We start from the raw sequence: 25,753 nt of genomic DNA on the forward strand, positions 1-25,753 counted from the left end.
GTCCACAGTGGATCAGATGTCGTTCAGGCGATCCGCACCGCGATCTCCGGGTCGGCCTTGGCAGCCGGATACCGGCTCAGCACCTGACTGTCGTGTCCCGGCACCACCTCGGCCTCACCCTGGATCCGGTTGAGCCAGGCCAGCCCGTCGTACATGTCGGGCAGACTGGACGCGATGTGGAAGGGTCGCTCCAGCTTGAACTCCTCGTAGGTGTGCGAGGCGTCGGAGGCGAGCACCACGCGCCGGTCGTTCGCTCCTTCGACATCGACCACGATCTGGCCGGGAGTGTGGCCGGGCACCTGGTGGAACGAGATACCCGGCAGCCGCGGGTCGTCCTCGGGCAGCCGCAGCAACCGCCCTTCGTGGTGGGCCTCCTGCACCCACGCCACTTCCTCGGCCTCCACGGCGGGAGCGAACAGCGGGCGGGACCCGGTCGGGCCCGTCCAGAACCCGTATTCGGCGGCGCCGGTGACCACGGTCGAACGAGGGAACAGGTCGAGATTGCCGATGTGGTCGTAGTGGAAGTGGGTCAGCACCACGTGCGACACGTCGTCCGGGTCGACGTCCACGCGGCTCAGCGCCTCTCGCACCGGCGTCACGAGCTGCCGGCCGCGCCGCAACGCCACCTCCGGGCGGAAGCCGCAGTCGACGACCACCGTGCGCCGTTCGTCGCGCACGACCCAGAAGTAGTAGTCGATGAGCACGTCGGCGTCGGGCTCGTCGTAGGCGTGGAACGAGTGGTACAGCACGCTCTTGGTGGTGTGCCACTCGCCGAACTTGACCGCGAGCACCTCGTAGCCCGTCATCGCTTCTCCTCGATTGCGAGTTCGGCACCGGAATCCGGTGCGGAGTCCTGGGTGTCCGCGGACACCGGGCGTCGCGACCAGTAGTTCGCCAACAGCGATCCGGTGACGTTGCCCAGTGGGCTGAACACGGCGGCGGGCACTCCGGCGGTGGCGATCATGCCCATCGAAGCCGCCAGCCCGCTGGCCGCGCCGCCGTTCTGCATACCGATCTCGAAGGAGACCGACCGCGAGGCCGGGATGTCGAGCCGGGCGGCCCGCGCCGCCCAGTACCCGAAACTGAAGCCGGTCAGGTTGTGGATCAGACCGATCAGCAGGAGCACTCCGCCCACGGTGAGCACGGTGTCGCGGGCCGCGGCAGTGACCACGGTGTTGTAGTACATGATCCCGAACATCGACACGTACGGCATGGCGCGGCCGATCCAGGCGTAGTGGGTCTCCACCGCGTAGTAGGCCCTGGCGAGGATGATGGCGGCGGCGACGTAGCAGGCCTGCTGCAGCGCGAGAACCGCGTTGGCGGACAGCCCTGCGGTCACCGTGTTCCACAGGCTCAGTCCGACGACGAGCCAGACCGCGGAGACGCCCGCGGCGATGTTCACGACGCGGGTGGCGCGCGGGCTCGCGGTGCGCAGGTAGTCGACGAGCAGCGCGGCACCCACCGGCACCACGGTGATCTTGATGACGTCGAACATCGTGCTGACGAAACCGACCTCGACGATCGTGCCGCCGAACAGCTGCATCAGTGCCGGCGTGGCCAGCGGCGAGAGGATCGTCGACATCGCGGTGATGGTGACGGCGAGCCCCAGGTTCGCCTTGGCGAGCAGGCTCATCACATTGGAGGCCAGCCCACTGGAGACACAGCCGTAGAGGATCACGCCCAGCGCCACCTCGGGGGGAAGCTCGAAGATCTGCACCAGGATCACGGCGGTGGTCGGCATGATCAGGTAGTGGCCGAAGAGGCCGACCAGCACGCCGCGCGGCTGACGCGCCACGCCCTTGAAGTCGTTGATGCGCATGTGGATGGCCATGCCGAACATGACCAGCTGGATGATCGTGTTGATCAGGAACTTGTCGGTGAGCTCGACTCCGCCCCAGCTCTCGAATCCGCCGGGGTAGACCAGGGCGGCGGCGACACACGCGATGACCCAGCCCGTGTACTGGTAGCCGGACAGCGCGGGCAGTGCGCCCAGTCCGATCGCGATCCCGAACCCGGTCACCACCAGAGCGGGCTGCCAGACCGAGGGTGCCCCGACGACGAGGCCGACGACCAGCACGAGCGCCCCGAGCGCGGCGAGACCGAGACAAGCGAGACGTAGCTTCCTCATTGAGGCTCCGTAGTTGTTTCGAATTGTGAAGATAGATTCGCTGTGCGGATTATGCTAAGCAGGCGTGGGTCGAGGGTCAACGGCCGATATCGGATAGTTCTCAGTGTCACGCAACGGTTTGTTCCTCATAGCGAAGCATTGCTTCGATATGCGACAAGGAGGGTCTTCGTGCTCGATCCGGCCGAGACGGTCGCCAACCTGTCCACGCTCTACGCCTGCCTGCCCACGGGGGACCGACCCTCGGCCGCCGCCCGGGACGGCTACACCGCCGTGGAGTCGTGGTGGCCGTTCAGCACCGCGGTTCCGTCCGCAATAGAGCTCGACGACTTCGCCACCACCATCGAGACGGCCGGCCTGGACCTGGTCGCACTGAACTTCGTCCTCGGTGACGCTGACGCCGGTGAACGCGGCATCCTGTCGCATCCCCACCGCGGCGCGGAATTCCGCGAGCACGTCGAGGTGATCCGCGAGCTGGCACTGCGGCTCGGAGTGCGACTGTTCTGTGTTCCCTTCGGCGAGCGCCGTCCCGGCCTGTCCGGACCGGAGCAGCGCGCGACGGCAGTGGCCAACCTCGTGCACGCCTGCGGGCGGCTGGGCCCGCTGGGCGGAGTACCCATGCTGGAGCCACTCAGCGGCGTACCGTCCTACCCGCTGGTGACCGCGGCGAACGCGGTCGCCGTACTCGACGAGGTCGACGCGGCGACCGGCGTTCACGGCTCGGTGGGCCTACTGGCAGATCTCTATCACCTGGCGGCCAACGGATCGGACCTCGACGCCGACATCGACGCCTACGCCGGGCGCATCGTGCACGTCCAGGTCGCCGACCACCCCGGGCGGCACGAACCGGGAACCGGCCACATCGAGTTCGACCGACTCCTGACCCGGTTGCGCTCCCGCGGCTACGCGGGCCGGATCGCGCTGGAGTACTTCCCGTCGCGCTGACCCGGCTCGCCTCAGTCCATCGGAGTGCTGCGCGTGCCGGAGATCCCGCCGTCGACGGCGATCACCGCTCCGGTCGTGGACCGGTTGACGGGGTCGGCGAGGAAGAGCACCGCGTGCGCGATCTCGGCCGCGTCGACCATCCGCCCGGTGGGCTGGCGCGCGGCGTAGGTGGCGCGCGCGGCGTCGCGGTCCGGCGCCTTGGCCGCGAGCGAGGCCAGCAGAGCGGTGTCCACTGTGCCTGGTCGGACCGCGTTGACCGTGATCCCCTCGGCCGCCAGGTCGGCCGCCACCGCCCGGGTCATGGCCTCGATCGCACCCTTGGTCGTGGCGTAGGCGACCCGCCGCCGGAACCCCGCGGCCGCGGTGAACGACGACATGTTCACGATCGCGCCCGCGGGCGAGGCGCGCAGATACGGCAGGGCGGCCCGGATCGCCCGGGCGTAACCGAGCACGTTGACGTCCCACAGCGTCGTCCAGTCCTCGAGCGCGGTCTCCTCGATGTCGCCCGCCCTGACCGCCGCGGCGTTGTTCACCAGGACATCGATCCGGCCGTAGCGGGCTCCGATGTCGGTCATCACCTCCGTCAGCCGCGCGGAATCGGTGACGTCGGCCTGGTGGTGCGGCACCGTGCCGGAGGCCGGACCGGGGGCGGCGTCGAGCACCACCGGCAGCCCGCCATCGGCGAGAACCGCTTCCACGCACGCCTGGCCGATGCCGCCCGCTCCCCCGGTCACCACGACGACCCTGTCTCGCATTCCCAACGCAATCCCTCTACTTCCTCGTTGAGCGCTCAGCCGACGACCGCGCCGAGCGCCACCACTCCGGCTCCGGCCACCAGCGAGACCACGCAGTCCATCAGCGTCCACGTGCGGAAGGTGTCCTTGACGCTGAGGTTCAGGAACTCCTTGACCATCCAGAACCCGGCGTCGTTCACGTGCGACCCGAACCGCGAGCCCGCGCCGACGGCGAGCGCGAGCAGCGCCGCGTTGCTGGGGTCCATCCCGGTGGCCAACGGCGCGAGCAGCCCGGCGGTGGTGATGATGGCGACCGTTCCGGAGCCGACCGCGATGCGGATCAGCGCGGCCAGCAGCCACGCCAGCACCAGTGCGGGCAGGCCGAGATCGCGGGTCAGTTCGGCGATCGTGTCGCCGACCCCGGTCGCGACGAGCGTGTTCTTGAAGCCACCACCCGCGCCGACGATGAGGATGACTCCGGCGACCAGCGGCAGGCCCGAGCCCATCACGCCGCTGACCTTCTGCCTGCCCATTCCCGTCGCCAGCCCGAAGGTGACCATCGCGAGCAGGCACCCGGCGAGCAGGGCGACCGTCGGCTCACCGATGGTCTCGGCGAAACGCCGCGCCGCGTTGCCCTCGGGCAGCACGAGTTCGGCGATCGCCCTGACGAGCATCAGCACGATCGGCAGCAACATCGTGGCGAGCGTGGCGCCGATGCTCGGCACGCGAAGCGCCGGCTTCTCGCGCGCCGCGACCCGCGCACCACCGGAACCCTTGCCAGCGCCGTCCTTCTCGTCGTTGCCCTCGTCGTCGTTCTCGTCGCGCCGGTCGTAGGGCAGGCTCTCGACCGGCGGCGAGGGCACCACCCTGGCCAGGACGTTGCCGAGCAGCGGGCCGCCGATGATTACTGTCGGGATCGCGACGATCAGGCCGTACAACAGGGTCAGCCCCAGGTCGGCGTCGAACGCGGAGACGGCGAGCAGCGGGCCGGGGTGCGGCGGCAGGAACCCGTTGAGCAACGAGAGCGCGGCCAGCGCGGGGATGGCCACCTTGAGCAGCGGCACGCCGGTGCGGCGCACCACGAGCACGATGATCGGGAACACCAGCACCAGCGCCACTTCGAAGAACAGCGGCAGTCCGATGAGGAACGCGATCGCCGCCATGGCCCAGGGAATGGCGCGCTCGGGCACCGCGTGGACGAAGCGGTCGACCAGCCGGTCGGCCGCGCCGGACACGTTGAGCAGCTGACCGAGCATGGCACCGAGCGCGATCAGCAGACCGATGTCGCCGATCGTGCCGCCGAGCCCGTCCACGAACTCGGCCACGGTGGACTCGGCGCCGAGCCCGGAACCGAGGCCCAGCACGGCGGAGCCCAGAATCAGCGCGATCAGCGGGTGCAGCTTCGCCCAGGCGATGAGCACGATGACGATCACGATCGTCGCGACCGTGAGCCCCAGCAGCGGGCCCTGGCCGATGGCCGCGGTGGCGGCCGGTTCCTGCGCCGCCATCGCGGCCACGAGACGCATCAGCCGGCCTCCGCGGCGAGCCGTCGCACGGTGGCCGCCACCGCGTCACCGAACTGCGAGCAGCTCAGCTCACCACCGAGGTCGGCGGTGAGCGCGCCGGACTCCATGGTCGTCACCACGGCACGTTCGACGACATCGGCCGCCGCGCGCAGGGCGTCGTCGTCGTGCCGGCTCGCCAGCCAGTCCAGCATCATGCGGCCGGAGACGATGGTGGCCACCGGGTTGGCCTTGTCCTGTCCGGCGATGTCGGGCGCCGACCCGTGCGCGGGCTGGAACATGGCGTGCTCGTCACCGATGTCGCCGGAGGGCGCGAGCCCGAGTCCGCCGACCAGTGCGGCGGCCAGATCGGACAGGATGTCGCCGAACATGTTCTCGGTGACCAGCACGTCGTAGCGTTCGGGATGCTGGATGAGCAGCATCGCGAAGGAGTCGACCAGCGCGTGGTCTGCGGTGACGTCCGGGTACTCGGTGGCGACGCCGTCGAAGACCTCCCGGAAAAACGCCAGCGAGCGGAAGATGTTCGCCTTGTCCACACAGGTCACGCGGCGGTCGCCGTCCTGCGGCCTGCCACTGCGGGTGCGCGCCAGCTCGAAGGCGTGGCGGGCGACTCGCTCGGTGCCCTTGCGCGTGACGATCATGGTGTCGGCGTAGACCTCGCCGGAGATCTCCGCGCCGCCGCCGAAGGAGGCGAACAGGCCCTCGGTGCTCTCCCTGACCAGCACCAGGTCGACGTGCTTCTGGTTCGGGTCGATGCCACGCGCGCCGGGGTAGAGCTTGATCGGGCGCACACCCGCGTAGAGCCCGAGCGACTTGCGCGCGTTGACGATGAAGTGCCCCTGTGCCTCCGTGCCGTCCGGCATCCGGATATCGGGGTGTCCCATCGAGCCGAGCAGGATCGCGTGCGCGCTCCGCATGGTCTTCCAGGTGCTGTCCGGAGCGACCTCGCCGTGCTCGGCGTAGTGGTCGGCACCGCCCGCGAGCTGGGTGAACTCCAGGTCGAGACCCGGAGTGACCTCGGCGGCCGCGCGCAGCACCTTGACGCCCTCGTCGGTGATCTCCGGACCGATGCCGTCGCCGCGCAGCGTGGCGATTTCGTACGTCACCGCATCTCCCTCCATCGAGCCGATCGACCCGACTAGCGAAACAATTGTTCGTATAGCGAGTCAAAGTAGGATCCATCGGCGACGAAGTCAACGAAATGATCCCGACTGGCCGCTCTTGCGAGGATTGACGTCTCGCATGGCGAACCATAAGCTCACCGCAAGTTGTCCTGTCGCGACGCGAACCATGAGGAGTCGATGTGTCACTGGATCCGCCCGACGCGCAGGCTGCGTCGGCCCGCCGGGACCGGGAGGTCACCTCGGTGGCGAACGCCATGCGCCTGATCGAGGCACTGGGCAGGCGCGAGTCCGGCGGGGTCTCCGACCTCGCGCGCGAGCTGGCACTGTCCAAACCGGCCGTCGACCGGCTGCTCAGCACGCTGATGAGCGCCGGCTACGTCGAACACGTCGCCGAGACGCGGCGGTACCGGCTCACCATGAAACTGGTCGCGATCGCCAACTCCGTGAAGGACCGCACTGGCCTGATCGACCTCGCCCGGCCCAAGCTGATCGAGCTGGCCGAGGCGTTCCACGAGACGGTGAACCTCGCGACCCTGCACCAGGGCTCCATCATCTACGCCGACAGCGTGCCGTCGCGCCAGCTCATCCGCGTGGAGCCGGTGCCGGGCAGCGAGGTGCCCGCCTACGCCACGGCGCTGGGCAAGGCGATCCTGGCCCACTCCCCCGACGACATCCGCGACCGCTACCTGCGCGACTTCCACCCCGCGCCCTACACACGGTTCACCGCGGGCTCGATCGCCGAGCTGCGCGAGCGCCTGGAGACCACTCGGGAGAAGGGCTACGCGCTCGACGACGGCGAACTGGTCGAGGAGGTCTGCTGCGCCGCGGCGCCGATCATCGACGCGACGGGCTTCGCCGTGGCCGCGATCTCGGTGACCACCATCCGCAGCACCTTCGAGAAGTCCGGCGCCCAGATCACCAAGGCCGTGCACGAGGCCGCTCGCTCGGTCAGCGAGCAGCTGGTGGAGGCGGGATGAGCGAGCAGCGCCGTTCGCAGACCTGGTTCGGTGGCGCGGACAAGATCGGGTTTTTCCATCGCTCCGGGCTCAAGGCGATGGGGCTGCCGGACCGGATGTTCGACGGGCGTCCCGTGATCGGCATCTGCAACACCTGGTCACAGCTCGCGCCGTGCAACGCGCACCTGCGTGATCTCGCCGAGCACGTCGCCCGCGGCGTGTACGAGGCGGGCGGGCTGCCGCTGGAGTTCCCCGTGACGTCGCTGGGCGAGACGCTCATGCGCCCGTCCACGATGATGTATCGCAACCTGGCCAGCATGGACGTCGAGGAGACGTTGCGGTCCAACCCCCTGGACGGCGTCGTGCTGCTGGCGGGCTGCGACAAGACCACCCCCGCTCTGCTGATGGGCGCGGCCAGCGTGGACCTGCCGAGCATCATGCTCTCCGGCGGGCCGACCCTGACCGGTCGGCGCAACGGCGTCCAGCTCCCGTCGGGCACCGGCACCTACGCGATGTACGACCAGGTGCGGGCCGGCACGATGACGCCGGAGGACTTCGTGGGCGCCGAGGTGTGCATGTGGCGCTCCAACGGCAGCTGCAACACCATGGGCACCGCCTCGACGATGGCCTCGATGGTCGAGACCATGGGCCTCGCGCTCACCGGCAACGCCGCCATCCCCGCCGTCGACGCGCGGCGCAGGAGCCTCGCCCACGACACCGGCCACCGGGCGGTGGAGCTGGTGCGCGAGGACCTGCGACTGTCCACTGTGCTCACCCGCGAGTCGCTGGAGAACGCGATTCGTGTCAACGCGGCGATCGGCGGCTCGACGAACGCGGTGGTGCACCTGCTGGCCGTGGCCGGTCGCACGGGTGTCGAGCTGAGCCTCGACGACTTCGACGCGGTCGCCGCCGACGTGCCATTGCTGGTCGATCTGGTCCCCTCGGGCAGGTACCTGATGGAGGACTTCTTCGACGCGGGCGGCATTCCGGTGGTGATCAACCGGCTCGGCGACCGGCTCCACCTCGACGCGCCGACGGTCACCGGACGCACCCTCGGTGAGAACGTGGCCGGTGCGACAGGCTGGGGTTCCCCCGTCATCCGGTCGGTCGACGATCCGCTGCAGGAGAACGCGGGCATCGCGGTGCTGCGCGGCAACCTCGCCCCGGACGGCGCGATCATCAAACCGTCCGCGGCCGAGAAGGACCTGCTGGTGCACCGCGGTCGCGCCGTCGTGTTCGAGGACATCGACGATCTGCGCGCCCGCATCGACGACCCCGAGCTGGACGTGCACGCCGACTCGGTGCTGGTACTCAAGGGCGCGGGACCGAAGGGCTATCCGGGTATGCCCGAGATGGGCAACCTGCCGATCCCGGCCAAGCTGCTGCGCGCCGGGGTCACCGACATGGTGCGCATCTCCGACGCCCGGATGAGCGGCACCGCGTTCGGCGCGGTCGTGCTGCACGTGGCGCCGGAATCGGCGGCGGGCGGACCGCTTGCGCTCGTCCAGGACGGCGACGTGATCGAGCTCGACGTGCCCGCGCGGCGGCTGCACCTGGAGGTGGACGACGCCGAACTGGAGCGCAGACGCTCCGTGCGCGGCGAGCACCCGATCCCCGACACGGGCGGGTACACGCAGCTCTACCTCCAGCACGTCACGCAGGCCGACACCGGCGCCGACCTGGACTTCCTGCGTGGCAAGCGCGGCTCGGGCGTACCCCGGGCCAGCCACTGAGCACCGCACGCGCAGCCCTAGTGAGGAGTGAGCCATGACGACGAAGGTCGCCATCATCGGGCCGGGCCATGTCGGCACCGACCTGCTCGTGAAGCTGCACCGGCACCCCGGACTGGAGCCGGTGGCCGTGGCCGGGACCGATCCGGACTCCCCCGGGCTGGCGATGGCCCGCGAGCTGGGGGTGGCCACCACCGACCGCGGCGTGGCCGGGCTGGTCGAACTGGACGCCTTCGCCGACGTCGCGGTGGTGCTGGACGCGAGCACGGCGGCCGCCCATACCGAGCACGTGGCGGTGCTCGCTCCGCACGAGCGGCGGCTGGTCGCCCTCACCCCGGCGGCAACGACATCAATGGTGGTGCCCTCGGTCAACCTGGACCAGCTGACGGACGGCCCCGCCGTCGGCCTGGTCAGCTGTTCCGGCCAAGCCGCCGTGCCGATCGTCCACGCGATCAGCGGCGTCGTGGCGGTGCACTACGCGGAGGTCGTCGCCTCGATCGCCTCGTCGTCCGCGGGCCAGGGCACCCGGGCCAACCTCGACGAGTTCACCGAGGCCACGCGCCAGGCCATCCAGCGGATCGGCGGCGCCCGCAGGGGCAAGGCGGTCACGGTGCTCAACCCGGCCGATCCGCCGATGGCCATGCGCGTCACCGTGCTCGGCCTCGTCGACGCGCTGGACGACACCCGCTGCGCGGCGATCTCCTCCTCGGTCGAGGCGGCGGTCACCGACGTGGCGGGCAGGGTGCCCGGCTACCGGCTCAAGCAGGACGTCGGGTTCCGGCCGATCGAGCGGGACGAACCGCTGCGCACCCTGATCGGCGAGGCGTCGCGGGAGCACTGGGAGGTGGCGGTCTCGCTGGAGGTGCGGGGCGCGGGCGATCACCTCGGCACCTACGCGGGCAACCTCGACATCATGACCACAGCGGCCCTCGACGTCACCGCCCGGCTCGGTGCCCGCGACGTCGAGAGCGAGGTGGCCTGACATGACCAGGGTGTTCATCCAGGACGTGACGTTGCGCGACGGCATGCACGCCATCCGGCACCGCATCGACAAGGACCGGCTCGTGCGGATCGCCGCGGCACTGGACGCGGCCGGCGTCGACGCCATCGAGATCTCCCACGGCGACGGACTGGCGGCATCCACCCTGACCTACGGCGCGGCCAGCCACACCGACGACGAGTGGATCGCCGCACTCGCCGAGGTCGTCACCAGGGCGCGACTGACCACATTGCTCATTCCCGGCATCGGCACGGTCGACGACCTGCGCCGCGCCTACCGGCTCGGTATCCGCTCGGTGCGCATCGCCGTGCACTGCGCCGAGGCCGACACCGGACTGCAGCACATCGAGTGGGCCAGGGACATCGGCATGGACGTGTCGGGCTTCCTGATGATGTCGCACGTCCTGCCACCCGACGAGCTCGCCAGCTCGGCCAGGCTGGTGGAGCGCGCGGGTGCGCACTGTGTCTACGTGACCGACTCCGCCGGGCGGCTGACCACCGACGCCGTGCGAGCCCGCGTGCGAGCCTTCCGCGACACGCTCGACCCCGGGACCGAGATCGGCATCCACGCCCACGAGAACCTCTCGCTGTCGGTCGCGAACTCCGTGGCCGCGGTCGAGGAGGACTGCGACCGCGTGGACGCCTCGCTGGCCGGGCACGGTGCGGGCGCGGGCAACACCCCGCTCGAGGCCTTCGTCGCGGTGGCGGATCTGCTGGGCTGGCAGCACGGTTGCGACGTGTTCGCCCTGCAGGACGCGGCCGACGACCTGGTGCGGCCGATCCAGGACAGGCCCGTGCGGGTCGACCGGGAGACGCTGACGCTGGGCTACGCCGGGGTGTACTCCAGCTTCCTGCGGCACGCGGAGAAGGCGGCCCGCACCTACGACGTCGACGTGCGCAGGCTGCTCGTCGAGGTGGGCAAGCGGGGCCTGATCGTGGGCCAGGAGGACCTGATCGTCGACGTCGCGCGCACGCTGCGCGAAGCTGTCTGACACTCCAGAAAGGACATACGATGACCCGAGTGGGATGGGTCGGACTCGGTGCCATGGGCTCCCCGATGGCCGCCTGCGCGGCACGCGCGGGACACGACGTGCACGCCTACGACCTCGACCCGGCCAGAGCCGAGGCGCTGGCCGGCGACGGGGTACGGCCGGCGGCCTCGATCGGCGCGGCGGCCACGGACGCGGACGTCCTCGTGGTCATGGTCGCCACGGCGGAGCAGGTCGAGGGCGTGCTGTTCGGAGAGGACGCCGCGGCGGACGCACTCGCACCCGGCAGCACCGTGGCCGTGATGGCCACGGTCGGTCCCGGCCCCGTCGGCCCGTGGGCACAGCGACTGTCCCGCGCGCGGATCGAGCTGGTCGACGCGCCGGTCTCGGGCGGCGCCGTGCGCGCGGGCACCGGGGATCTGCTGATCATGGCCGGCGGGCCACAACAGGCCGTCGACCACGTCCGGCCGCTGCTGGACGCACTGGCCCGCACCGCGCCACACGTCGGCACCGCGCCCGGCGACGGTCAGAAGGTCAAGCTGGTGAACCAGTTGCTGTGCGGGGTCCACATCGCCGCCGCGGCCGAGGCACTCTCGCTCGCGGAGGCGATGGGCCTCGACGCGGAGACCACCTGGGACGTCATCCGCGGCGGTGCCGCGTCCTCGTTCATGCTCGACGACCGCGGCGCCCGCATGGTGCGCGGCACCGACGAGGTGACGAGCGCGCTCGACATCATCGTCAAGGACATGGGACTGGTCACCGACACCGCCCGCGCCGGCGACCACCCCACTCCACTGGCCTCGGCGGCGGAGCAGCTCTACCTGGCGGGCAGGCGCGCGGGCCTCGCTCGCCACGACGACTCCGAGATCATCAGGATCGCGCGCGGCGAGCAGCTGAGTTCTCCACAGTAGACGGACTGCTGGTCAGCTTCCGGTGTCCTCGTCGAGCAGCCCCGCGTCGTGCGCCAGCAGTGCGATCTGGACCCGGTTGTTCAGCCTCAGCTTGGTAAAGATGCTCGACACGTGACTCTTCACTGTCGGCACGCTGAGGCAGAGTTGCGCCGCGATCTCCGCGTTCGGCTTTCCCTCACCGATGGCGATCGCGACTTCGTGCTCCCGATGGTTCAGCTGCTCCAGCTTCGCGCTGGCGTTCTGCTGGCGCGCGTTCGCCGACGTCGCTCCCGGTTCGACGATCCGGCCGATCAGCCGCCGCACCACCGCGGACGACAACGCCGGGTTTCCTTGTGACACTTGCCGGATCGCTGTCACGATCTCCTCCGGCGGGGTGTCCTTGAGCACGAAGCCCGCCGCACCGGCCCGCAACGCACGCAGGACGTACTCGTCGGCCTCGAAGGTCGTGAGCACGATGACCTCGGGCGCGGCTTTCCGCGCACGCAACCGCTCGGTGGCACTGAGTCCGTCCATGACCGGCATCCGGATGTCCATGAGGACGACGTCGGGCGCGCAGTCGGCGACAAGCTCGAGCGCTTCGGTGCCGTCGGCCGCCTCGCCCAGCACGCGGATGTCGGCGGCGCCGCCCAGCATCATCTTCACGCCCACTCTGACCAGCGGATCGTCGTCGACGACGAGCACCCCGATCGTGGAAGACTCCGGAGACGTCATGGTTTCCAGGGTAACCATGCCCAGATCCGCCAGCCGCCACCCGAGTCCGGGCCGTACTCCAGTCTGCCGTTGGCCAGTGCGATCCGCTCCGTGAGCCCGACGAGCCCGTATCCCGCAGACGTGGCGGTCTGCGCCTCTGCCGTGGACGCCGCGTTGACCACCTCGACGGTCAACCCCTCGATCGCGTCGCCCGAGAGACGCACTGTGGTCCGCGCCAGGTGCGCGTGCTTGCGCGCGTTCGTCAACGCCTCCTGCACCACGCGGTAGGCCGTACGACCGACCTTGTCCGGAACCGAGGCCTCCACGTCGCTGTCCAGGCGGACAGGCAGGCCCGCCGCACTGGTCTCGGCGACGAGTCCCGTGATGTCGTCGAACGTGGGCTGTGGCAGTTCCTCGACGGGCGTTCGCAGCACACCGATCACCTCGCGCAGGTCCTGCATCGCCTGGTGCGCGCTCTGCCGGATCACCGCCGCGGCACTGGCGACCTCGTCGGGCGAGGCGTCACGCCGGTACTCCAGTGCTCCCGCGTGCAGGCTCAACAGCGTCAGCCGGTGCCCGAGCACGTCGTGCATCTCCCTCGCGACCGCCTCACGCGCCTCCAGCTGGGCGTGCTGCGCGCGCAGCTGTTCCTCCGTGCGTGCACGTTCGATGAGATTGCGCCTGCGTTGCACGAAGAGGCCCCAGCCCACGGCCGTGCCCATCGCCCCGGCGATGAGCATCACCATGACGGCCATCGACAGCCCAGGCTCCGGCCGCAGCAGCCCGTAGGTCACCGCCGCGAGCAGGCCGAGGCCGAACACGACGCACGTCGTCCGGAACAAGCAGCGCACGGCCACCGTGAACACCGCGACGAACAACGCCCCCGCGACCAGTTCCGAGAACGTCGACGCGGCCACCAACACCAGCGCCACACCGACCGGCCAGCGCCGCCGCAACCACAACGCGAGGCAACCCAGCACGGCCACCACCTGGTCCGCGACGAACAGCGCGGGGTCGACGGCCGCGACCGACTCGATGCGAGTGACGGCCGTGAAGACACCGTCTGCGACAGCGAACAGGAACAAGGCCGTGTCGACGACCCAGGCACGGGCGTCCCTGCGCCGCGCTCGTGGTGACCGCTGCTCCATTACCGGCATCTACCCGCGCGTCGCCCGTCGCAGCCGGGTCCCGCGCGGCGATACCACAGTGGACACCAGCCCTACTTTCGTAGGAACGCCTGCCTCGAACCCGAGGGGGGCCGACGTGGACAACATGCCCAGGACCATACCGTCACACCGGCATGGCTTGCGGCCCTTGCGTTGTCTCGCTGCTCTTGTTCAGGTAACGCGTGTAGGCGAAGATCAGTGGGTTGAGGACGAAGTGATCCTCAACCGGCTCCCGCACCAGATTCGCGTCGATCAGGGCGTCGAGCGCGTCGCGCGTGACTCCCGACGCGGTGCCCGCGAGTCTGGCGGCGGTCAGTGAGGTGAAGGTGGGAGTGGTCAGGTTGCCGAGCGCGACGAACTGCGCCACCGCGTCGTCGCCGAGCGCGCGAAGAGACTGCCCGAACGCGGCTCGCACCGACGACTGCGGGTCACCGGGAACCTGCAGCACGTCGATCAGTTCCCTGCCACGCAGCTGCGCCAGCGCCCAGTCGGCGTTCGGAGCGAGACCGATGCGCGCCGCGGCGATCCGCACCGCCAGCGGCAGATGTCCGCAGTCCTCGAGAAGCGCGGCCACTGTCGACGATTCGTGCACCCGAACACCGGCCACGGTGTGGAACAACTCGAGGGCGTCGCCGTGCTCCATCGCGTCCACGACGAGCGACCTGGCTCCGGCGGTGTCCCCCAGACCGGACAGCGTGCACCGGCTCGTCACGATGACCAGGCACGACGGCCCGTCGGGCAGGAGGGGACGCACCTGGTCCGCGGAGAACGCGTTGTCGAGCAGGAGCAGCAGTCGCCTGCCCGACACGAGCCGACAGTACAACGCCTTCTGTCGTTCCGGGTTCTCCGGCAACACCGTGACGCCGAGAGCCATGAGCAGGCGCCGCATGGCCTCGCCCGGGTCCATCGGGCTCTCGTCGCCCGAGAAGCCCCGCAGATCCAGCTGCAGTTGTCCGTCGGGAAAGGACTCCGCCGACTCGCGGGCGAACCGCACGGCGAGGGCCGTCTTGCCCGCTCCGGGCGCACCGGTCAGGACCACCAGCGGGGAGACACCGCGTTCCTGACTGGCGGCGACCTCGTCGTGCAGCTGCTTGAGCTCGCCGGCGCGCCCCGCAAAACCAGGAACACCACGGCGAAGCTGCGCGGTCAGCGCCGCCGCCGCGGCCCGCGCCGGCTCCACGACCGTGTACGCCGTCTCGAGCGCACGAGCGGGCGCTCGCCGCCCTTCTGGCCCGCCGGAACGCAGGATCTGCTGGTAGCAATCCTGCAACCGCGGGTTCGGCTCGATGCCGAGTTCGTCGGCCAGCATCGTGCGCAGGCTGTGGTAGGTGGCGAGCGCCTCCGCCTGCCGCCCGAGGCCCGTGTAGCACAACATGAGCAGGTGCCTCAGGTGCTCGCGCAGCGGGTGCACCCGCACGAGCGCGGACAGCTCGCCGACCAGCTCCGCGTACCGGCCCAGCTCGTAGCGCAGACCGGCGCGTTCCTCGACGGCGGTCAGGCGCAGCTCGGCGAGCCGGACACGTTCGCTCTCCACGAACGGACCCAGCGCGCCGCCGTACGGTTCGCCTTGCCACAACGCCAAGCCTGCGTCGAGTTGCTGCACGGCGCTATCGAGTTGTCCGGTATTTGCCAGAACGCGAGCTTCGGCACGTCTGTCGTCGAAACGCTCCGTGTCCACTCGCTCACTGCCGAGGTGCAGGGCGTACCCCACGCTGTCGGAAGTGATCAGTTCGGAGGAGCCGCGCCGGGACCGGGCGGGCTCGAGGCTGCTCCGCAGGCGCGACACGTAGGTGTAGACGCTGTTGACGGCGGTCGCCGGTGCTTTCGCGCCCCAGACGGCACTGACGAGTCCCTCGCGGGTGATCACTTGGTTGGCGTGCGCCGCGAGGACGGCGAAGACCGATCTCTGCCGCGGCGGGCCGAGACATATCTCCGTCCCTTCGCTGCGCGCGATCACCGGCCCGAGCAGTAAGACGCTCATGGACTTCGGCAACTATCACACCCCCAGATCGTACTTGTCGAGCTTGCCCAAACAGCTGCCATCAGTGGTTGAACCAGCTCACCCGATCAAGCTAACAGGGCTGGGAACGGCGCCCTGGGACTCCGTAGCAAACAGTGATCAGACACCCCAAAAGGACTAATACTCCAGTAGGGACGTTCATACACCCGATCAGCAGAGATGTCTTCTGCAATGGCCAGAACGTGCCGTTTTCCGTTGGACACCAACGAGAATCGTGGCCCGTGCCCGCAGCCGTCCGGGCCGTGATCACGACTCAGGTCCTGTACCCGCCTGAACAAAGGTCTAATCGGACGACCGTCGGTCACACCCTCTCACCTGCTCGTTTTGATCGTGTCTAGCTGTCGTAGAGACACGGTTGGCACCGTCTCGCCGCAGAGCAGAGACACGACACTGGGGGTCACGACCGATGCTCAGTACCAAAGGCATGACCACGCCCGCCCCGAGGGCTCATCGAGTTCCGACAACACGGTCCGTGAGCGCAGGACTGAAGCTCGACGGCCAGGCACAGGCAGAACGAACGATGCTCGGCATCCCGAAGGGACTGCCGATCGAGTCGTGGCGAGACCTCGGCAGACAGATCTATCTCGTCACCAACTCGTCCGCGTGGTGGCTGGGCGACTGGCTGCTCTACGGCGAGGTCGAGTACCCGAACCGTTACAAGGACGCGATCAAGGCGACCTCGCTCGATTATCAGACGCTGCGAAACTACGCGTGGGTAGCTCGCCGGTTCCCGCCGGAACGCAGGCGGCAACGGCTCAGTTTCCAGCACCACGCCGAAGTGGCCAGTCTTCCCGAGGCCGACCAGGAGTCCTGGTTGACCCAGGCCGAGCTCGGTCGCTGGTCGCGCAACGAGCTCAGGCGGCGGATCAGGGAGACCCGGCGCATCGCCCGCGGTGAGGCGGAGGAGGTGCACCTCAAGGTCAACCTCGACGGCAGCCAGAAGCAACGGTGGCAGGACGCCGCCGAAAGGGCAGAGCAGGACCTGCTGACGTGGATGGTCTCCATTCTCGATCGAGCGGCGAGCTCCAGGCAGGAGCCCGACGGGGTGTGACCCGGAGTCCGGATACGACGGTCCGCGACCGGAGAGCGCGAGCGAATCCCCACCCCGTCGCCCAGCCCACCGGCGCCGCCGTCAGTTACCGACTCCAGAGTAGGTTCACGCCGACGAAGCGCAAGCCCTCCGCACCGGATGTCGCGGTCCTCGACCGCGACATCCGGCACTCCGGACCCTCGGCGGTTGCTAGAAAACGTTGCCAGGACGGGGTTTCCGCGACCCCGCCGACCAGGCCCGGTCCCGCCGGCGGGACACGTCGCCCCTCCGCCGGGCTCCCCTCGCCGGCCTTTTCCTTCTCTCGACGCTGAAGCAGGATCTCGTCATGACCTCATCGCCGATCGACTCCGAGTACGTGGTGGACGACGAGGCACCGGTTCGACTGCGGGAGCCGCGCCACCGTCTCGCACCGCGGGCCATCGTCTGGTGGACCCTGCGCGCCGTCATCACCGTGGGCGTTGTGCTCGGACTGCTGGCCGCGCTGCGCGCCGTCGCGGAGGCGGCTCGGCCCGCGATCGACCAGTTGCTGGTCGGCACCGCCGTCGCCGGTGTCCTCTATGTCGCGATCATGCCGACCTGGCGGTTTCTCATCCACCGGTGGGAGACCACTGACGAGGGCGTGTACTCGGCGTCGGGATGGTTGGTGCGTCAGTGGCAGATCGCGCCGGCGTCGCGCATCCAGACCGTGGACACCAAACGCGGTCCCCTCCAGCAACTGCTCGGGCTCGCGACGGTCACCGTGACCACGGCGTCGGCGCAGGGACCGGTCAAGATCACCGGACTGGACGCCGAGATCGCCAGTGAGGCGGCCGGGCACCTGTCCCGGGTGACCCAGCGGACCACGGGCGACGCGACGTGAGCGCCCACGTTCCCGCTCCCCCGGTTCCCGGCCCGGACACGGACACGGACACCACCGAGCCACCGGACGCCGAGGTCACCTGGCAACGACTGCACAGCCGGGTGATCTGGGTCGACGCCGTGAAGCTCGTGGTCTCACTCATCCCGACCCTGATCGCGACCCTCGTCTTCGACGTCCCGTTCACGCCCTGGAACATCTGGCCGGTCGCGATCGTCACGGCGATCGGCATCATCGGCTCGGTCAAGGACGCCCTGCGCTGGATCAAGACCCGCTACCGCATCACCGAACACAGCGTGGAACGCCGCACCGGGCTGCTGGTGCGCAAGGTCCGGACGGTGCCGAGGGACCGCATCCGCAGCGTCGACGCCAGCGCCAAGCTGCGGCACCGCCTCAGCGGACTGCGCGTGGTCACCGTCGGAACCGGCCAGAACGCGACGACCGGCGAGGCTCCGCTGCATCTGGACGCGCTGTCGAAAGCAGGCGCGGAACAGCTCCGCGTCGAGCTCCTCGGTCACCGCGCGACGGCCGACGAGGGCAGTGAGCACGTCATCGCCACGCTCCGGCGGAGCTGGGTGTTCTACAACCTCTTCAACGCCTGGGCGTTCTTCGCCGCCGCGCTGCTGCTCTGGTCTGCCTACTGGGGCGGCCAGACGGTGAACATCGACGTCAAGTCGGTGATCACCAACCTGACCGACTGGGACTCGCTGGGTCTGCTGTGGACGATCGTCATCGGCGTCTCGCTCTGGGGAGTGGTGGGCGTCATCATGCTGGCGATCTTCTTCTTCAGCGAGAACTGGAACTTCCGGCTGACCCGGGTGAGTACCGAACGCGGCTCGGTCCTGCGCACCACCCAGGGGCTGCTCAAGACCAGGGAGGTGCACCGCGAGGACAAACGACTGCGCGGCATCGAGATCAGCGAGCCACTGCTGTGGCGATGGATGGGCGCCGCCGACACCATGGTCATCTCGACCGGGCTCGGCAGGTTGCAGGGCGGCGAACCGCCCAGCGTGATCCTGCCGCGAGGCCCGGTGCGCTTCGCCCGCGAGGTGGCCGTGGACGTGCTCGACGACGGCGTTCGGCCACTCGAGGCTCCGCTGCGCCGCCACCCCGGCAACGCCCTGCGCCGCAGGCTCGGCAGAGCACTGCTCGTCGCCGCCGTCCCGGCTGGCGTACTCGCCTGGCTGCACGCGACGACGGGACTCGTGCCCGGCTGGGCGTGGCTGCTCGGACCCGCGCTGCTCCCGATCGCGGTCCCACTCGCCGTCGTCGCGTATCGCGCGCTGGGACACACGATCGTCGGCAGGTACCTCGTGACCAGACGCGGCCTGATGAGCCGCAGCACCGCGGCACTGCAGACGCGTGCCACGGTCGGGCTCAAGTTCCGCCAGTCCATTTTCCAGCGCAGGCTCGGGCTGATCACGGTCGTCGCCACGACGGCGGCCGGGGACGGCGGCTACAAGGTGGTCGACGTCCGCGACGTCGACGGTGCTCCGCTCGCGGGCACCATCGCGCCGCAACTGGTGCGGCCCTATCTCGACTCCCGGGAACGCGGTTAGTTCGCGGGTTGTTGCGCCTACTTCTGTTGTGGGGCACAGTTCTCGCAGGCTCATTCACCACAGTATTTTGCGGCCCGCACAGGGCGGACGAGCCTTCCGGCCATCTTCAGCTAGCTAGAGGTTGGTATGCGCAAAACTCTTCTGGCACAGGATTTGAAAGTGAGCGTACTGGGGCTCGGCTGCAGTTCGATGTCTCACGGATACGGCCCCTCAGAACGCGATGACCAGGAATCCCTCCGGGTTATCCACCGCGCGGTCGAAAGTGGAATCACGCTGTTCGACACGGCCGATGTGTACGGCCCATTCAGCAACGAACGGCTGCTCGCGAAAGGACTCGGCGGGCAGCGCCACGCGGTCTCGATCGCGACGAAGTGCGGACTGGTCTGCGAACCGACGGGAAAGTTCAGTCGCGACGGCCGACCGGAGCACATCAAGGCCGCGTGCCACGACTCCCTGCGCAGGCTGGGCACCGACGTCATCGACCTGTACCAGCTCCACCGCGTCGACCCCGAGGTGCCGATCGAGGAGACCTGGGGCGCGATGGCGGATCTCGCGCGGGCCGGCCACGTCCGCGCGCTCGGGGTCTCGCACGGGACCGTGACGGAGCTGGATCGCATCCACTCGATCCACCCGATCGCCGCGGTGCAGTACGAACTCTCGGTGTGGGCGCGGCACAGTCGCGACGACGTGCTCGTGTGGGCACGCGAGAACAACGTGGGTTTCCTCGCGTTCGCCCCGATCGGCCGCGGCTACCTGACCGGCAAAGTCGACAGCTCCACGTTGGTGGAAGGCGACTCCCGGGTGCGCGACCCGCGCTTCAGTCCCGAAGCGATGGCCGACAACGAGGTCATCCTTCGAGGGCTGCGCGACATCGCCGAGCGGCACGGAGCGACACCGGCGCAGGTGGCGATCGCCTGGACTCTCGCGCAGGGCGACAACGTCGTCCCGATCCCGGGCACGAAGACGCTGCGGTGGCTGGACGAGAACGCGGCCGCGGCGGAACTCAAGCTCACCGCGGCGGATCTGCACGAGATCGAGCGGCTACCCGTGCCGCGGCAGCTGATGAACTGGGATCGTGCCCGGACGGTCGAGGACCCGGCCGGCTGAGGTGTCCCGCTGGCGGGACCACCACGTCGTCGAGAGGGAACGAACAGTGCAGACACGCGCCGAAGCACTCTTTCCGCACCGGGCTTCCCGGCGAATCGAGTTGGTACCCGCGAGCGCCACCGACGGGACGTTCCGCAGAACGTTGCTGGACACCGGATTCGAGAGCGTGCGTACGTCGGTCCCGATGGAGGAGACCCTGCGGCGCTTCGACGCGCTGTTCCTGATTCTTCGGCGTGGCACCAACGAGGTGCTCGGGTTCAGCACGTTGCAGGCCCGCTCCCCTGCCGGGCACATCCGTTCGGGCATCTACCTCGATCCCGCGAAGGCCAGGTTCGGCGTCGGTTCCGAGGCGACGCACCTCACGATCAACTACGCTTTCGCCACGTTCGACCTGGAGAAGATGATCCTGCAGACGACCGAGGCCAGCTTCGGCGGGTTCGGCACGGCGCTCGATCCCGAGGAGCAGGAAGGAATCCTCCGCGAGCACCTGTACTTCCGCGGTCGGCACTGGGACCTGCACAGCTACAAGGTCACGCGGGACGACTGGGACGCCTGTGTCGACAGGTTCCTCGACGGCGTGCTTCCGGACACTGTGGAATGGCGTGAACCCCCACCGCACTAACGCTTCGCGCCCATGCCCGGCTTCCCCGGCCGCATCGCGCACCTCCGTACCCGGGAAACGACAAGGAGAATTTCCGTGGCCGACAGCACCGCTGCTCCGCTGATCACCGTGCTGGGCGCGTCCGGCATGCTCGGAACGGCGCTCACCCGGGAGCTCGCGACCCAGCCCGTGCGGCTGCGGCTGGTCGGGCGCAGGCCGAGCACTCCCCCGCCGGACTGCCGGGCCGAGATCGAGGTGCGGGAAGCCGACCTGACCACGGGTGAGCATCTGGCCGACGCGGTGGCGGACGCCGACAGCGTCGTCCACCTCGTCGCCCACATCGCGGGCCCGGGAACGTGGCGGGTCGCCGACGGCGACCGGGTGGCGGAGCGCGTGAACGTCGGCCTCGTGCACGACGTGATCGAGGCGATCCGCGCGCAGCGGCGCTCCCGGCCACCGGTCGTCGCCTTCGCGGGCTCGGTGTCCCAGGCGGGTCACTCCGCGGCCAGCGCCGACGGGACCGGCCCTGATCTGCCACTGACCGGTTACGACCGGCACAAGCTGGAGGCGGAACAGGCACTCGAGTCCGCGACGCGGGAGGGACTGGTGCGGGGCATCACGCTCCGGCTGGCAACGCTGTTCAGCCAGGGATCCGATCCCATCGCGCTCGACAGCGGCGTGGTCGCGGTCATGATGCGCCGGGCCTTCGCCGGCAAACCGCTGACGATGTGGCACGACGGAACGGTGAAGCGCGACATGCTCTGTGTCGACGACGCGGCGCGAGCCTTCGTTGCCGCACTCGAGCACCCCGACCGCCTGGCCGGTGAACACTGGACGATCGGCACCGGACAGGCGACCTCCATCTTCGACCTGTTCAGCACCATCGCGAAGGTCGTGTCGTCGCACACCAAGCTGCCACCGGTGCCGGTGCTGTCCGTGCCGCCTGCCGAGCACTCGCTGGCGACGGATCTGGTCGACTTCGTCGCGACGCCCGCCAGGTTCGAGCAGGCCTGTGGGTGGACGCCGCGGGAGTCCCTGATCGGGAGCCTCGACCGGACCGCGGCAGCGGTCGCCGCCGAGCTGGGCGACTCGCGCCGCTGAGCGCCGGGGCTCCCGATGCGCATCCTCGTCACGACCTACCCGGAGAAGACCCACTTCCTCGCCATGGCGCCACTGGCATGGGCGCTGCGTACCGCGGGCCACGAGGTCCTGTGCGCCGTTCAACCGGGGTTCGTCGACACCGTCACCACAGCGGGGCTGACCGCCGTCCCGGTGGGCCGCGACCGCGACCCGCAACGCATGATCGAGCTCGCTCCGGAGTGGAGGGAGAGCGGGAGACTCGGGCTGCCGCCTCCCTACGACGTCGCGACCCGCGAACCCGGCGACGTCGACTGGGAGTACCTGCGCACGGAGTTCGGCACACAGGTCAGCCGGTGGCATCAGATGGAGAACTTCCCGATGATCGGCGACCTCGTCGCACTGGCGCGACGCTGGAAGCCGGACCTCGTCATCTGGGAACCCACCACGTTCGCGGGCTCGATCGCGGCCAAAGCCTGCGGCGCCGCGCACGCGAGACTGCTCTTCAGCCTCGACATCTTCGGCGTCACGCGCGAGCTCTACCTCCGGCTCAAAGCCCAGCAGCCACCCGAGGACCGCGCCGACCCGCTCGCCGACTGGCTCGGCGCCTACGCGCGCCGCTACGGCAGCGACTTCTCCGAGGACATGATCACCGGCCACTTCACCATCGACCAGTTCCCACCCTCGCTCCGGATGCCGGCGGATCTGCACTACACGTCCCTGCGCTACACCCCCTACGGCGGACCGTCCACGATTCCCGACTGGCTGCACCATCCGCCCGAACGCCCGCGCGTCGCACTCACCCTCGGCATGGTCGCGACGGAACGGTTCGACGGCTACGCCTTCGATCTCGGTGGCGCGCTCGCCGCACTGTCCGAACTGGACATCGAAATCGTCGCCACCATCGACGAGCTGACACGACGGCGGCTCGGTCCCCTTCCCGGCAACATCCGAGCCGTCCCCTACGTGCCCCTCAACGCCCTCATCCCCACCTGCACCGCTGCGATCCACCACGCGGGTTTCGGCACTCTGTCCACCGTCGCGCTGCACGGCCTGCCCCATCTGGTCCTGCCGGGCGACATCGACGGGCCCGAGCTCGCGCGCAGGCTGGCCGCGCAGGGAAGTTCGCGGGTCGTCGAGGCGGCCTCCGCGAGCGGTGAGGTGATTCGCGAGAACCTGTCCCGGCTGCTGACCGAGCCACGCTTCCGCGAGCGGGCCCGTGCTCTCCGAGCCGAGTTCCTCGACCTGCCCACACCCAACGAGCTGGTGCCGCAGCTCGAGGAACTGGTCACCAAGTACCGCACCGGTCGCCACGGGGAGCCGCGATGAGAGTCCTGTTCGTCACCAACCCCGAGAAGAGCATCTTCCAGTACCTCGCGCCCCACGCGTGGGCCCTGCGCACCGCGGGCCACGAGGTGGTGGTGGCCAGCCAGCCACGGTTCGCCGACGTGATCACCCAGGCGGGGCTCACCGCCGTCCCCGTGGGCCGCGACCGCGACCCGTGGCGGCTGGTCGAGTGGAAGCCCGACCTGCACGACGCGCTGCGGGTCGGCGTGCTGCGGCCGTACGACGCCGCCATGGAACCCGAGCTCGCGACGTGGGAGTACCTGCGCTCCGGCTACGAGGACGCCGTCACATGGTGGCACCGGCTGAACAACGTCCCGGTCATCGCCGGTCTCGTGGACTTCGCCCGGCAGTGGAAGCCGGACCTCGTCATCTGGGAACCGCTGGCTTTCGCCGGGTCGATCGCGGCCAAAGCCTGCGGCGCCGCGCACGCGAGACTGCTCTTCAGCCTCGACATCTTCGGCGTCACGCGCGAGAACTACCTCCGGCTCACACACCAGCAGCCACCCGAGGACCGCGCCGACCCACTCGCCGACTGGCTCGAGCGCAACGCGAACGCCTACGGTGCCGAGTTCTCCGAGGACCTGGCTACCGGAGGGTTCACCATCGACCAGTTCCCACCCTCGTTGCAGATGTATGGCGCCGGGCTGAGCTACGTGAACACGCAGTACATCCCCTACGGCGGGCCCGCGGTCGTGCCGGGATGGCTTCGGGAGCCACCGAGGCGGCCGCGCGTGGCGTTCACGATGGGCCTGTCCGCGACGGAGCGTTTCGACGGTTACAGCATCGACGTGCGCGACGTCCTGCTCGAGTTGTCCACTCTGGACATCGAAGTGGTCGCCACCGTCGCGGAGGAACAGCGCCCCCGGCTGGGCGAGCTGCCGGACAACGTCCGCACGGTGCCGTACGTACCGATGCACGCGCTGATCCCGACCTGCTCCGCCGTGATCCACCACGCCGGTGCCGCCACCCTTGCGACCACCTGTCGTTACGGCGTCCCCCAGCTGGCCGTACACCTGCACTTCGACCAGCCCGAGTTGGCGCGGCGGCTGGCCCGGCACGGCGCCGGTCTCTCCCTGGCCAACGACGAGGCCACGGGACGGTCCATCCGAGAAGCCACCGAACGGCTGCTGGGCGAACCCACGTTCAGCGACCGCGCCGCCGACCTCCGGGAGGAATTCCTGGCCCTGCCCAGCCCGAACGACCTCGTCGCCCGGTTGGAGGAGCTCACCGCCGACCACCGCGCCGCGGCGCCGGCACTCGCAGGCTGACGGGAGCGGGGAAACGATGCGCGTGCTGTTCACCACCTACTCCGATCGCAGCATCTTCCTGTCGATGGTGCCGCTGGCGTGGGCGCTGCGCACCGAGGGCCACGAGGTCCTGTTCGCGGTCCAGCCGGGCTTCGCCGACGTGGTGACCGAGGCCGGACTGACCGCGGTGCCGCTGAAGGCCGACGACGCGTTCTCCAGGACGATGCGCTACGGCGCCACGCGGACCGCCGTGACCAGACCGGGGCTGCTCGAGCCCTACGCCGCGGCCGATTCCGTGGAACCGGTGACGTGGCAGCGCCTGCTTTCCGGCTACGAGGCGGCGGTGGCCGGATGGCACAAGGTCGTCAACTTCCCCATGATCGACGACCTCGTCACTCTGGCCAGGCACTGGAAACCGGACCTGGTGATCTGGGAACCCACCACCTACGCGGGCGCCATCGCCGCCAAGGCCAGTGGCGCCGCGCACGCGAGACTGCTGTGGAGCATCGACGTCTTCGGCCGCACCCGGGAGCTCTACGTCCGGCTCAAAGCCCAGCAGCCACCCGAGGACCGCGCCGACCCACTCGCCGACTGGCTCGGCGCCTACGCGCGCCGCTACGGCAGCGACTTCTCCGAGGACATGATCACCGGCCACTTCACCATCGACCAGTTCCCACCCTCGCTCCGGATGCCGGCGGATCTGCACTACACCTCCCTGCGCTACACCCCCTACGGCGGACCGTCCACGATTCCCGACTGGCTGCACCATCCGCCCGAACACCCGCGCGTCGCACTCACCCTCGGCATCACCGCGACGGAACGGTTCGACGGCTACACCTTCGACCTCCGCGACGCGCTCGCCGCACTGTCCGAACTGGACATCGAAATCGTCGCCACCATCGACGAGCTGACACGACGGCGGCTCGGTCCCCTTCCCGGCAACATCCGAGCCGTCCCCTACGTGCCCCTCAACGCCCTCATCCCCACCTGCACCGC

At 69.5% G+C, this 25,753-nt stretch carries 23 protein-coding genes; 15 read left to right on the forward strand and 8 right to left on the reverse strand.

The genetic code is table 11. From position 1 onward, the window contains the following. Positions 1–23 precede the first annotated feature (23 nt). The gene (locus JHE00_RS26180) at positions 24–806 is read right to left on the reverse strand and encodes an N-acyl homoserine lactonase family protein (RefSeq protein ID WP_200322929.1); all 783 of its coding nucleotides are present in this window, start codon (positions 804–806) and stop codon (positions 24–26) included. Beyond that, positions 803–2,128 carry a bile acid:sodium symporter family protein gene (locus tag JHE00_RS26185; RefSeq protein WP_200322931.1) on the reverse strand — a complete coding sequence of 442 codons (1,326 nt, stop codon included), beginning with the start codon at positions 2,126–2,128 and terminating at the stop codon, positions 803–805. The genes JHE00_RS26180 and JHE00_RS26185 overlap by 4 nt, the downstream gene beginning before the upstream one ends. Before the next feature lie 168 nt (positions 2,129–2,296). On the opposite strand from JHE00_RS26185, the gene JHE00_RS26190 reads away from it, so the two are divergent. Further along, the gene (locus JHE00_RS26190; RefSeq protein ID WP_307832115.1) at positions 2,297–3,070 is read left to right on the forward strand and encodes a hydroxypyruvate isomerase family protein; all 774 of its coding nucleotides are present in this window, start codon (positions 2,297–2,299) and stop codon (positions 3,068–3,070) included. 11 nt (positions 3,071–3,081) lie between these two features. Here JHE00_RS26190 and JHE00_RS26195 read toward each other — a convergent pair whose 3' ends face one another. Genes JHE00_RS26195 through JHE00_RS26205 form a run of 3 tightly spaced genes read right to left on the reverse strand, consistent with a single transcriptional unit; the run spans position 3,082 to position 6,433 of the window. Continuing rightward, positions 3,082–3,825, reverse strand: a complete 744-nt coding sequence (locus tag JHE00_RS26195; RefSeq protein ID WP_200322933.1) for an SDR family NAD(P)-dependent oxidoreductase — start codon at positions 3,823–3,825, stop codon at positions 3,082–3,084. A 35-nt stretch (positions 3,826–3,860) separates the two neighbouring features. Then, the gene (locus JHE00_RS26200) at positions 3,861–5,330 is read right to left on the reverse strand and encodes a GntT/GntP/DsdX family permease (RefSeq protein ID WP_307832116.1); all 1,470 of its coding nucleotides are present in this window, start codon (positions 5,328–5,330) and stop codon (positions 3,861–3,863) included. Continuing rightward, positions 5,330–6,433, reverse strand: coding sequence for an isocitrate/isopropylmalate dehydrogenase family protein (locus tag JHE00_RS26205; RefSeq protein WP_200322935.1), 1,104 nt, complete (start codon positions 6,431–6,433; stop codon positions 5,330–5,332). Before JHE00_RS26205 ends, JHE00_RS26200 begins: the two co-directional genes overlap by 1 nt. Before the next feature lie 197 nt (positions 6,434–6,630). Here JHE00_RS26205 and JHE00_RS26210 point away from each other — a divergent pair, with 197 nt between their 5' ends. From JHE00_RS26210 to JHE00_RS26230, 5 genes are read left to right on the forward strand one after another with little or no spacing between them, the layout of a single operon-like run. Then, positions 6,631–7,428 carry an IclR family transcriptional regulator gene (locus JHE00_RS26210; RefSeq protein ID WP_200322937.1) on the forward strand — a complete coding sequence of 266 codons (798 nt, stop codon included), beginning with the start codon at positions 6,631–6,633 and terminating at the stop codon, positions 7,426–7,428. Beyond that, the gene (locus tag JHE00_RS26215; protein WP_200322939.1) at positions 7,425–9,140 is read left to right on the forward strand and encodes an IlvD/Edd family dehydratase; all 1,716 of its coding nucleotides are present in this window, start codon (positions 7,425–7,427) and stop codon (positions 9,138–9,140) included. The genes JHE00_RS26210 and JHE00_RS26215 overlap by 4 nt, the downstream gene beginning before the upstream one ends. A gap of 34 nt (positions 9,141–9,174) precedes the next feature. Continuing rightward, complete coding sequence (locus JHE00_RS26220; protein ID WP_200322942.1) at positions 9,175–10,119, forward strand: acetaldehyde dehydrogenase (acetylating); 945 nt, start codon at positions 9,175–9,177, stop codon at positions 10,117–10,119. A gap of 1 nt (position 10,120) precedes the next feature. Next, entirely contained in the window at positions 10,121–11,128 is a 1,008-nt protein-coding gene (gene dmpG, locus JHE00_RS26225; RefSeq protein WP_200322949.1) for a 4-hydroxy-2-oxovalerate aldolase, read from the forward strand. Positions 11,129–11,148: 20 nt separating this feature from the next. Then, positions 11,149–12,036 carry an NAD(P)-dependent oxidoreductase gene (locus tag JHE00_RS26230; protein ID WP_200322951.1) on the forward strand — a complete coding sequence of 296 codons (888 nt, stop codon included), beginning with the start codon at positions 11,149–11,151 and terminating at the stop codon, positions 12,034–12,036. Positions 12,037–12,048: 12 nt separating this feature from the next. Here the strand turns inward: JHE00_RS26230 and JHE00_RS26235 are convergent, their stop codons facing one another. The 3 genes from JHE00_RS26235 to JHE00_RS26245 all read right to left on the reverse strand — a co-directional run bounded on the left by JHE00_RS26235 (position 12,049) and on the right by JHE00_RS26245 (position 15,873). Beyond that, positions 12,049–12,747, reverse strand: coding sequence for a response regulator transcription factor (locus tag JHE00_RS26235; RefSeq protein WP_200322953.1), 699 nt, complete (start codon positions 12,745–12,747; stop codon positions 12,049–12,051). Then, the gene (locus JHE00_RS26240) at positions 12,744–13,874 is read right to left on the reverse strand and encodes a sensor histidine kinase (RefSeq protein ID WP_200322955.1); all 1,131 of its coding nucleotides are present in this window, start codon (positions 13,872–13,874) and stop codon (positions 12,744–12,746) included. Before JHE00_RS26240 ends, JHE00_RS26235 begins: the two co-directional genes overlap by 4 nt. A gap of 142 nt (positions 13,875–14,016) precedes the next feature. Then, a complete protein-coding gene (locus JHE00_RS26245; RefSeq protein WP_200322965.1) occupies positions 14,017–15,873 on the reverse strand; it encodes an AfsR/SARP family transcriptional regulator in 1,857 nt (618 codons plus the stop codon). Positions 15,874–16,384: 511 nt separating this feature from the next. Here JHE00_RS26245 and JHE00_RS26250 point away from each other — a divergent pair. The 9 genes from JHE00_RS26250 to JHE00_RS26290 all read left to right on the forward strand — a co-directional run. Then, the gene (locus JHE00_RS26250; protein WP_307832117.1) at positions 16,385–16,963 is read left to right on the forward strand and encodes an LmbU family transcriptional regulator; all 579 of its coding nucleotides are present in this window, start codon (positions 16,385–16,387) and stop codon (positions 16,961–16,963) included. Positions 16,964–17,288: 325 nt separating this feature from the next. Continuing rightward, positions 17,289–17,822 carry a PH domain-containing protein gene (locus JHE00_RS26255; protein WP_200322974.1) on the forward strand — a complete coding sequence of 178 codons (534 nt, stop codon included), beginning with the start codon at positions 17,289–17,291 and terminating at the stop codon, positions 17,820–17,822. After that, positions 17,819–19,378, forward strand: a complete 1,560-nt coding sequence (locus tag JHE00_RS26260; RefSeq protein WP_200322983.1) for a PH domain-containing protein — start codon at positions 17,819–17,821, stop codon at positions 19,376–19,378. Before JHE00_RS26255 ends, JHE00_RS26260 begins: the two co-directional genes overlap by 4 nt. Before the next feature lie 126 nt (positions 19,379–19,504). Then, positions 19,505–20,485, forward strand: coding sequence for an aldo/keto reductase (locus JHE00_RS26265; protein ID WP_200322985.1), 981 nt, complete (start codon positions 19,505–19,507; stop codon positions 20,483–20,485). A 46-nt stretch (positions 20,486–20,531) separates the two neighbouring features. Further along, entirely contained in the window at positions 20,532–21,107 is a 576-nt protein-coding gene (locus JHE00_RS26270) for a GNAT family N-acetyltransferase (RefSeq protein ID WP_200322987.1), read from the forward strand. Between the two features lie 75 nt (positions 21,108–21,182). Beyond that, positions 21,183–22,187 (forward strand): NAD-dependent epimerase/dehydratase, encoded by a 1,005-nt coding sequence (locus JHE00_RS26275; protein WP_307832118.1) that lies wholly within the window; start codon positions 21,183–21,185, stop codon positions 22,185–22,187. 15 nt (positions 22,188–22,202) lie between these two features. Continuing rightward, entirely contained in the window at positions 22,203–23,492 is a 1,290-nt protein-coding gene (locus JHE00_RS26280; RefSeq protein WP_200322991.1) for an activator-dependent family glycosyltransferase, read from the forward strand. Further along, entirely contained in the window at positions 23,489–24,778 is a 1,290-nt protein-coding gene (locus JHE00_RS26285) for an activator-dependent family glycosyltransferase (protein ID WP_200322993.1), read from the forward strand. The genes JHE00_RS26280 and JHE00_RS26285 overlap by 4 nt, the downstream gene beginning before the upstream one ends. A 16-nt stretch (positions 24,779–24,794) precedes the next feature. Beyond that, a partial coding sequence (locus tag JHE00_RS26290; RefSeq protein WP_200322995.1) for a nucleotide disphospho-sugar-binding domain-containing protein occupies positions 24,795–25,753 on the forward strand: 959 nt, incomplete at its 3' end.

Source organism: Prauserella cavernicola, from assembly GCF_016595675.1.
In the GTDB taxonomy this organism is placed as follows: Bacteria; Actinomycetota; Actinomycetes; order Mycobacteriales; family Pseudonocardiaceae; genus Prauserella_A; species Prauserella_A cavernicola.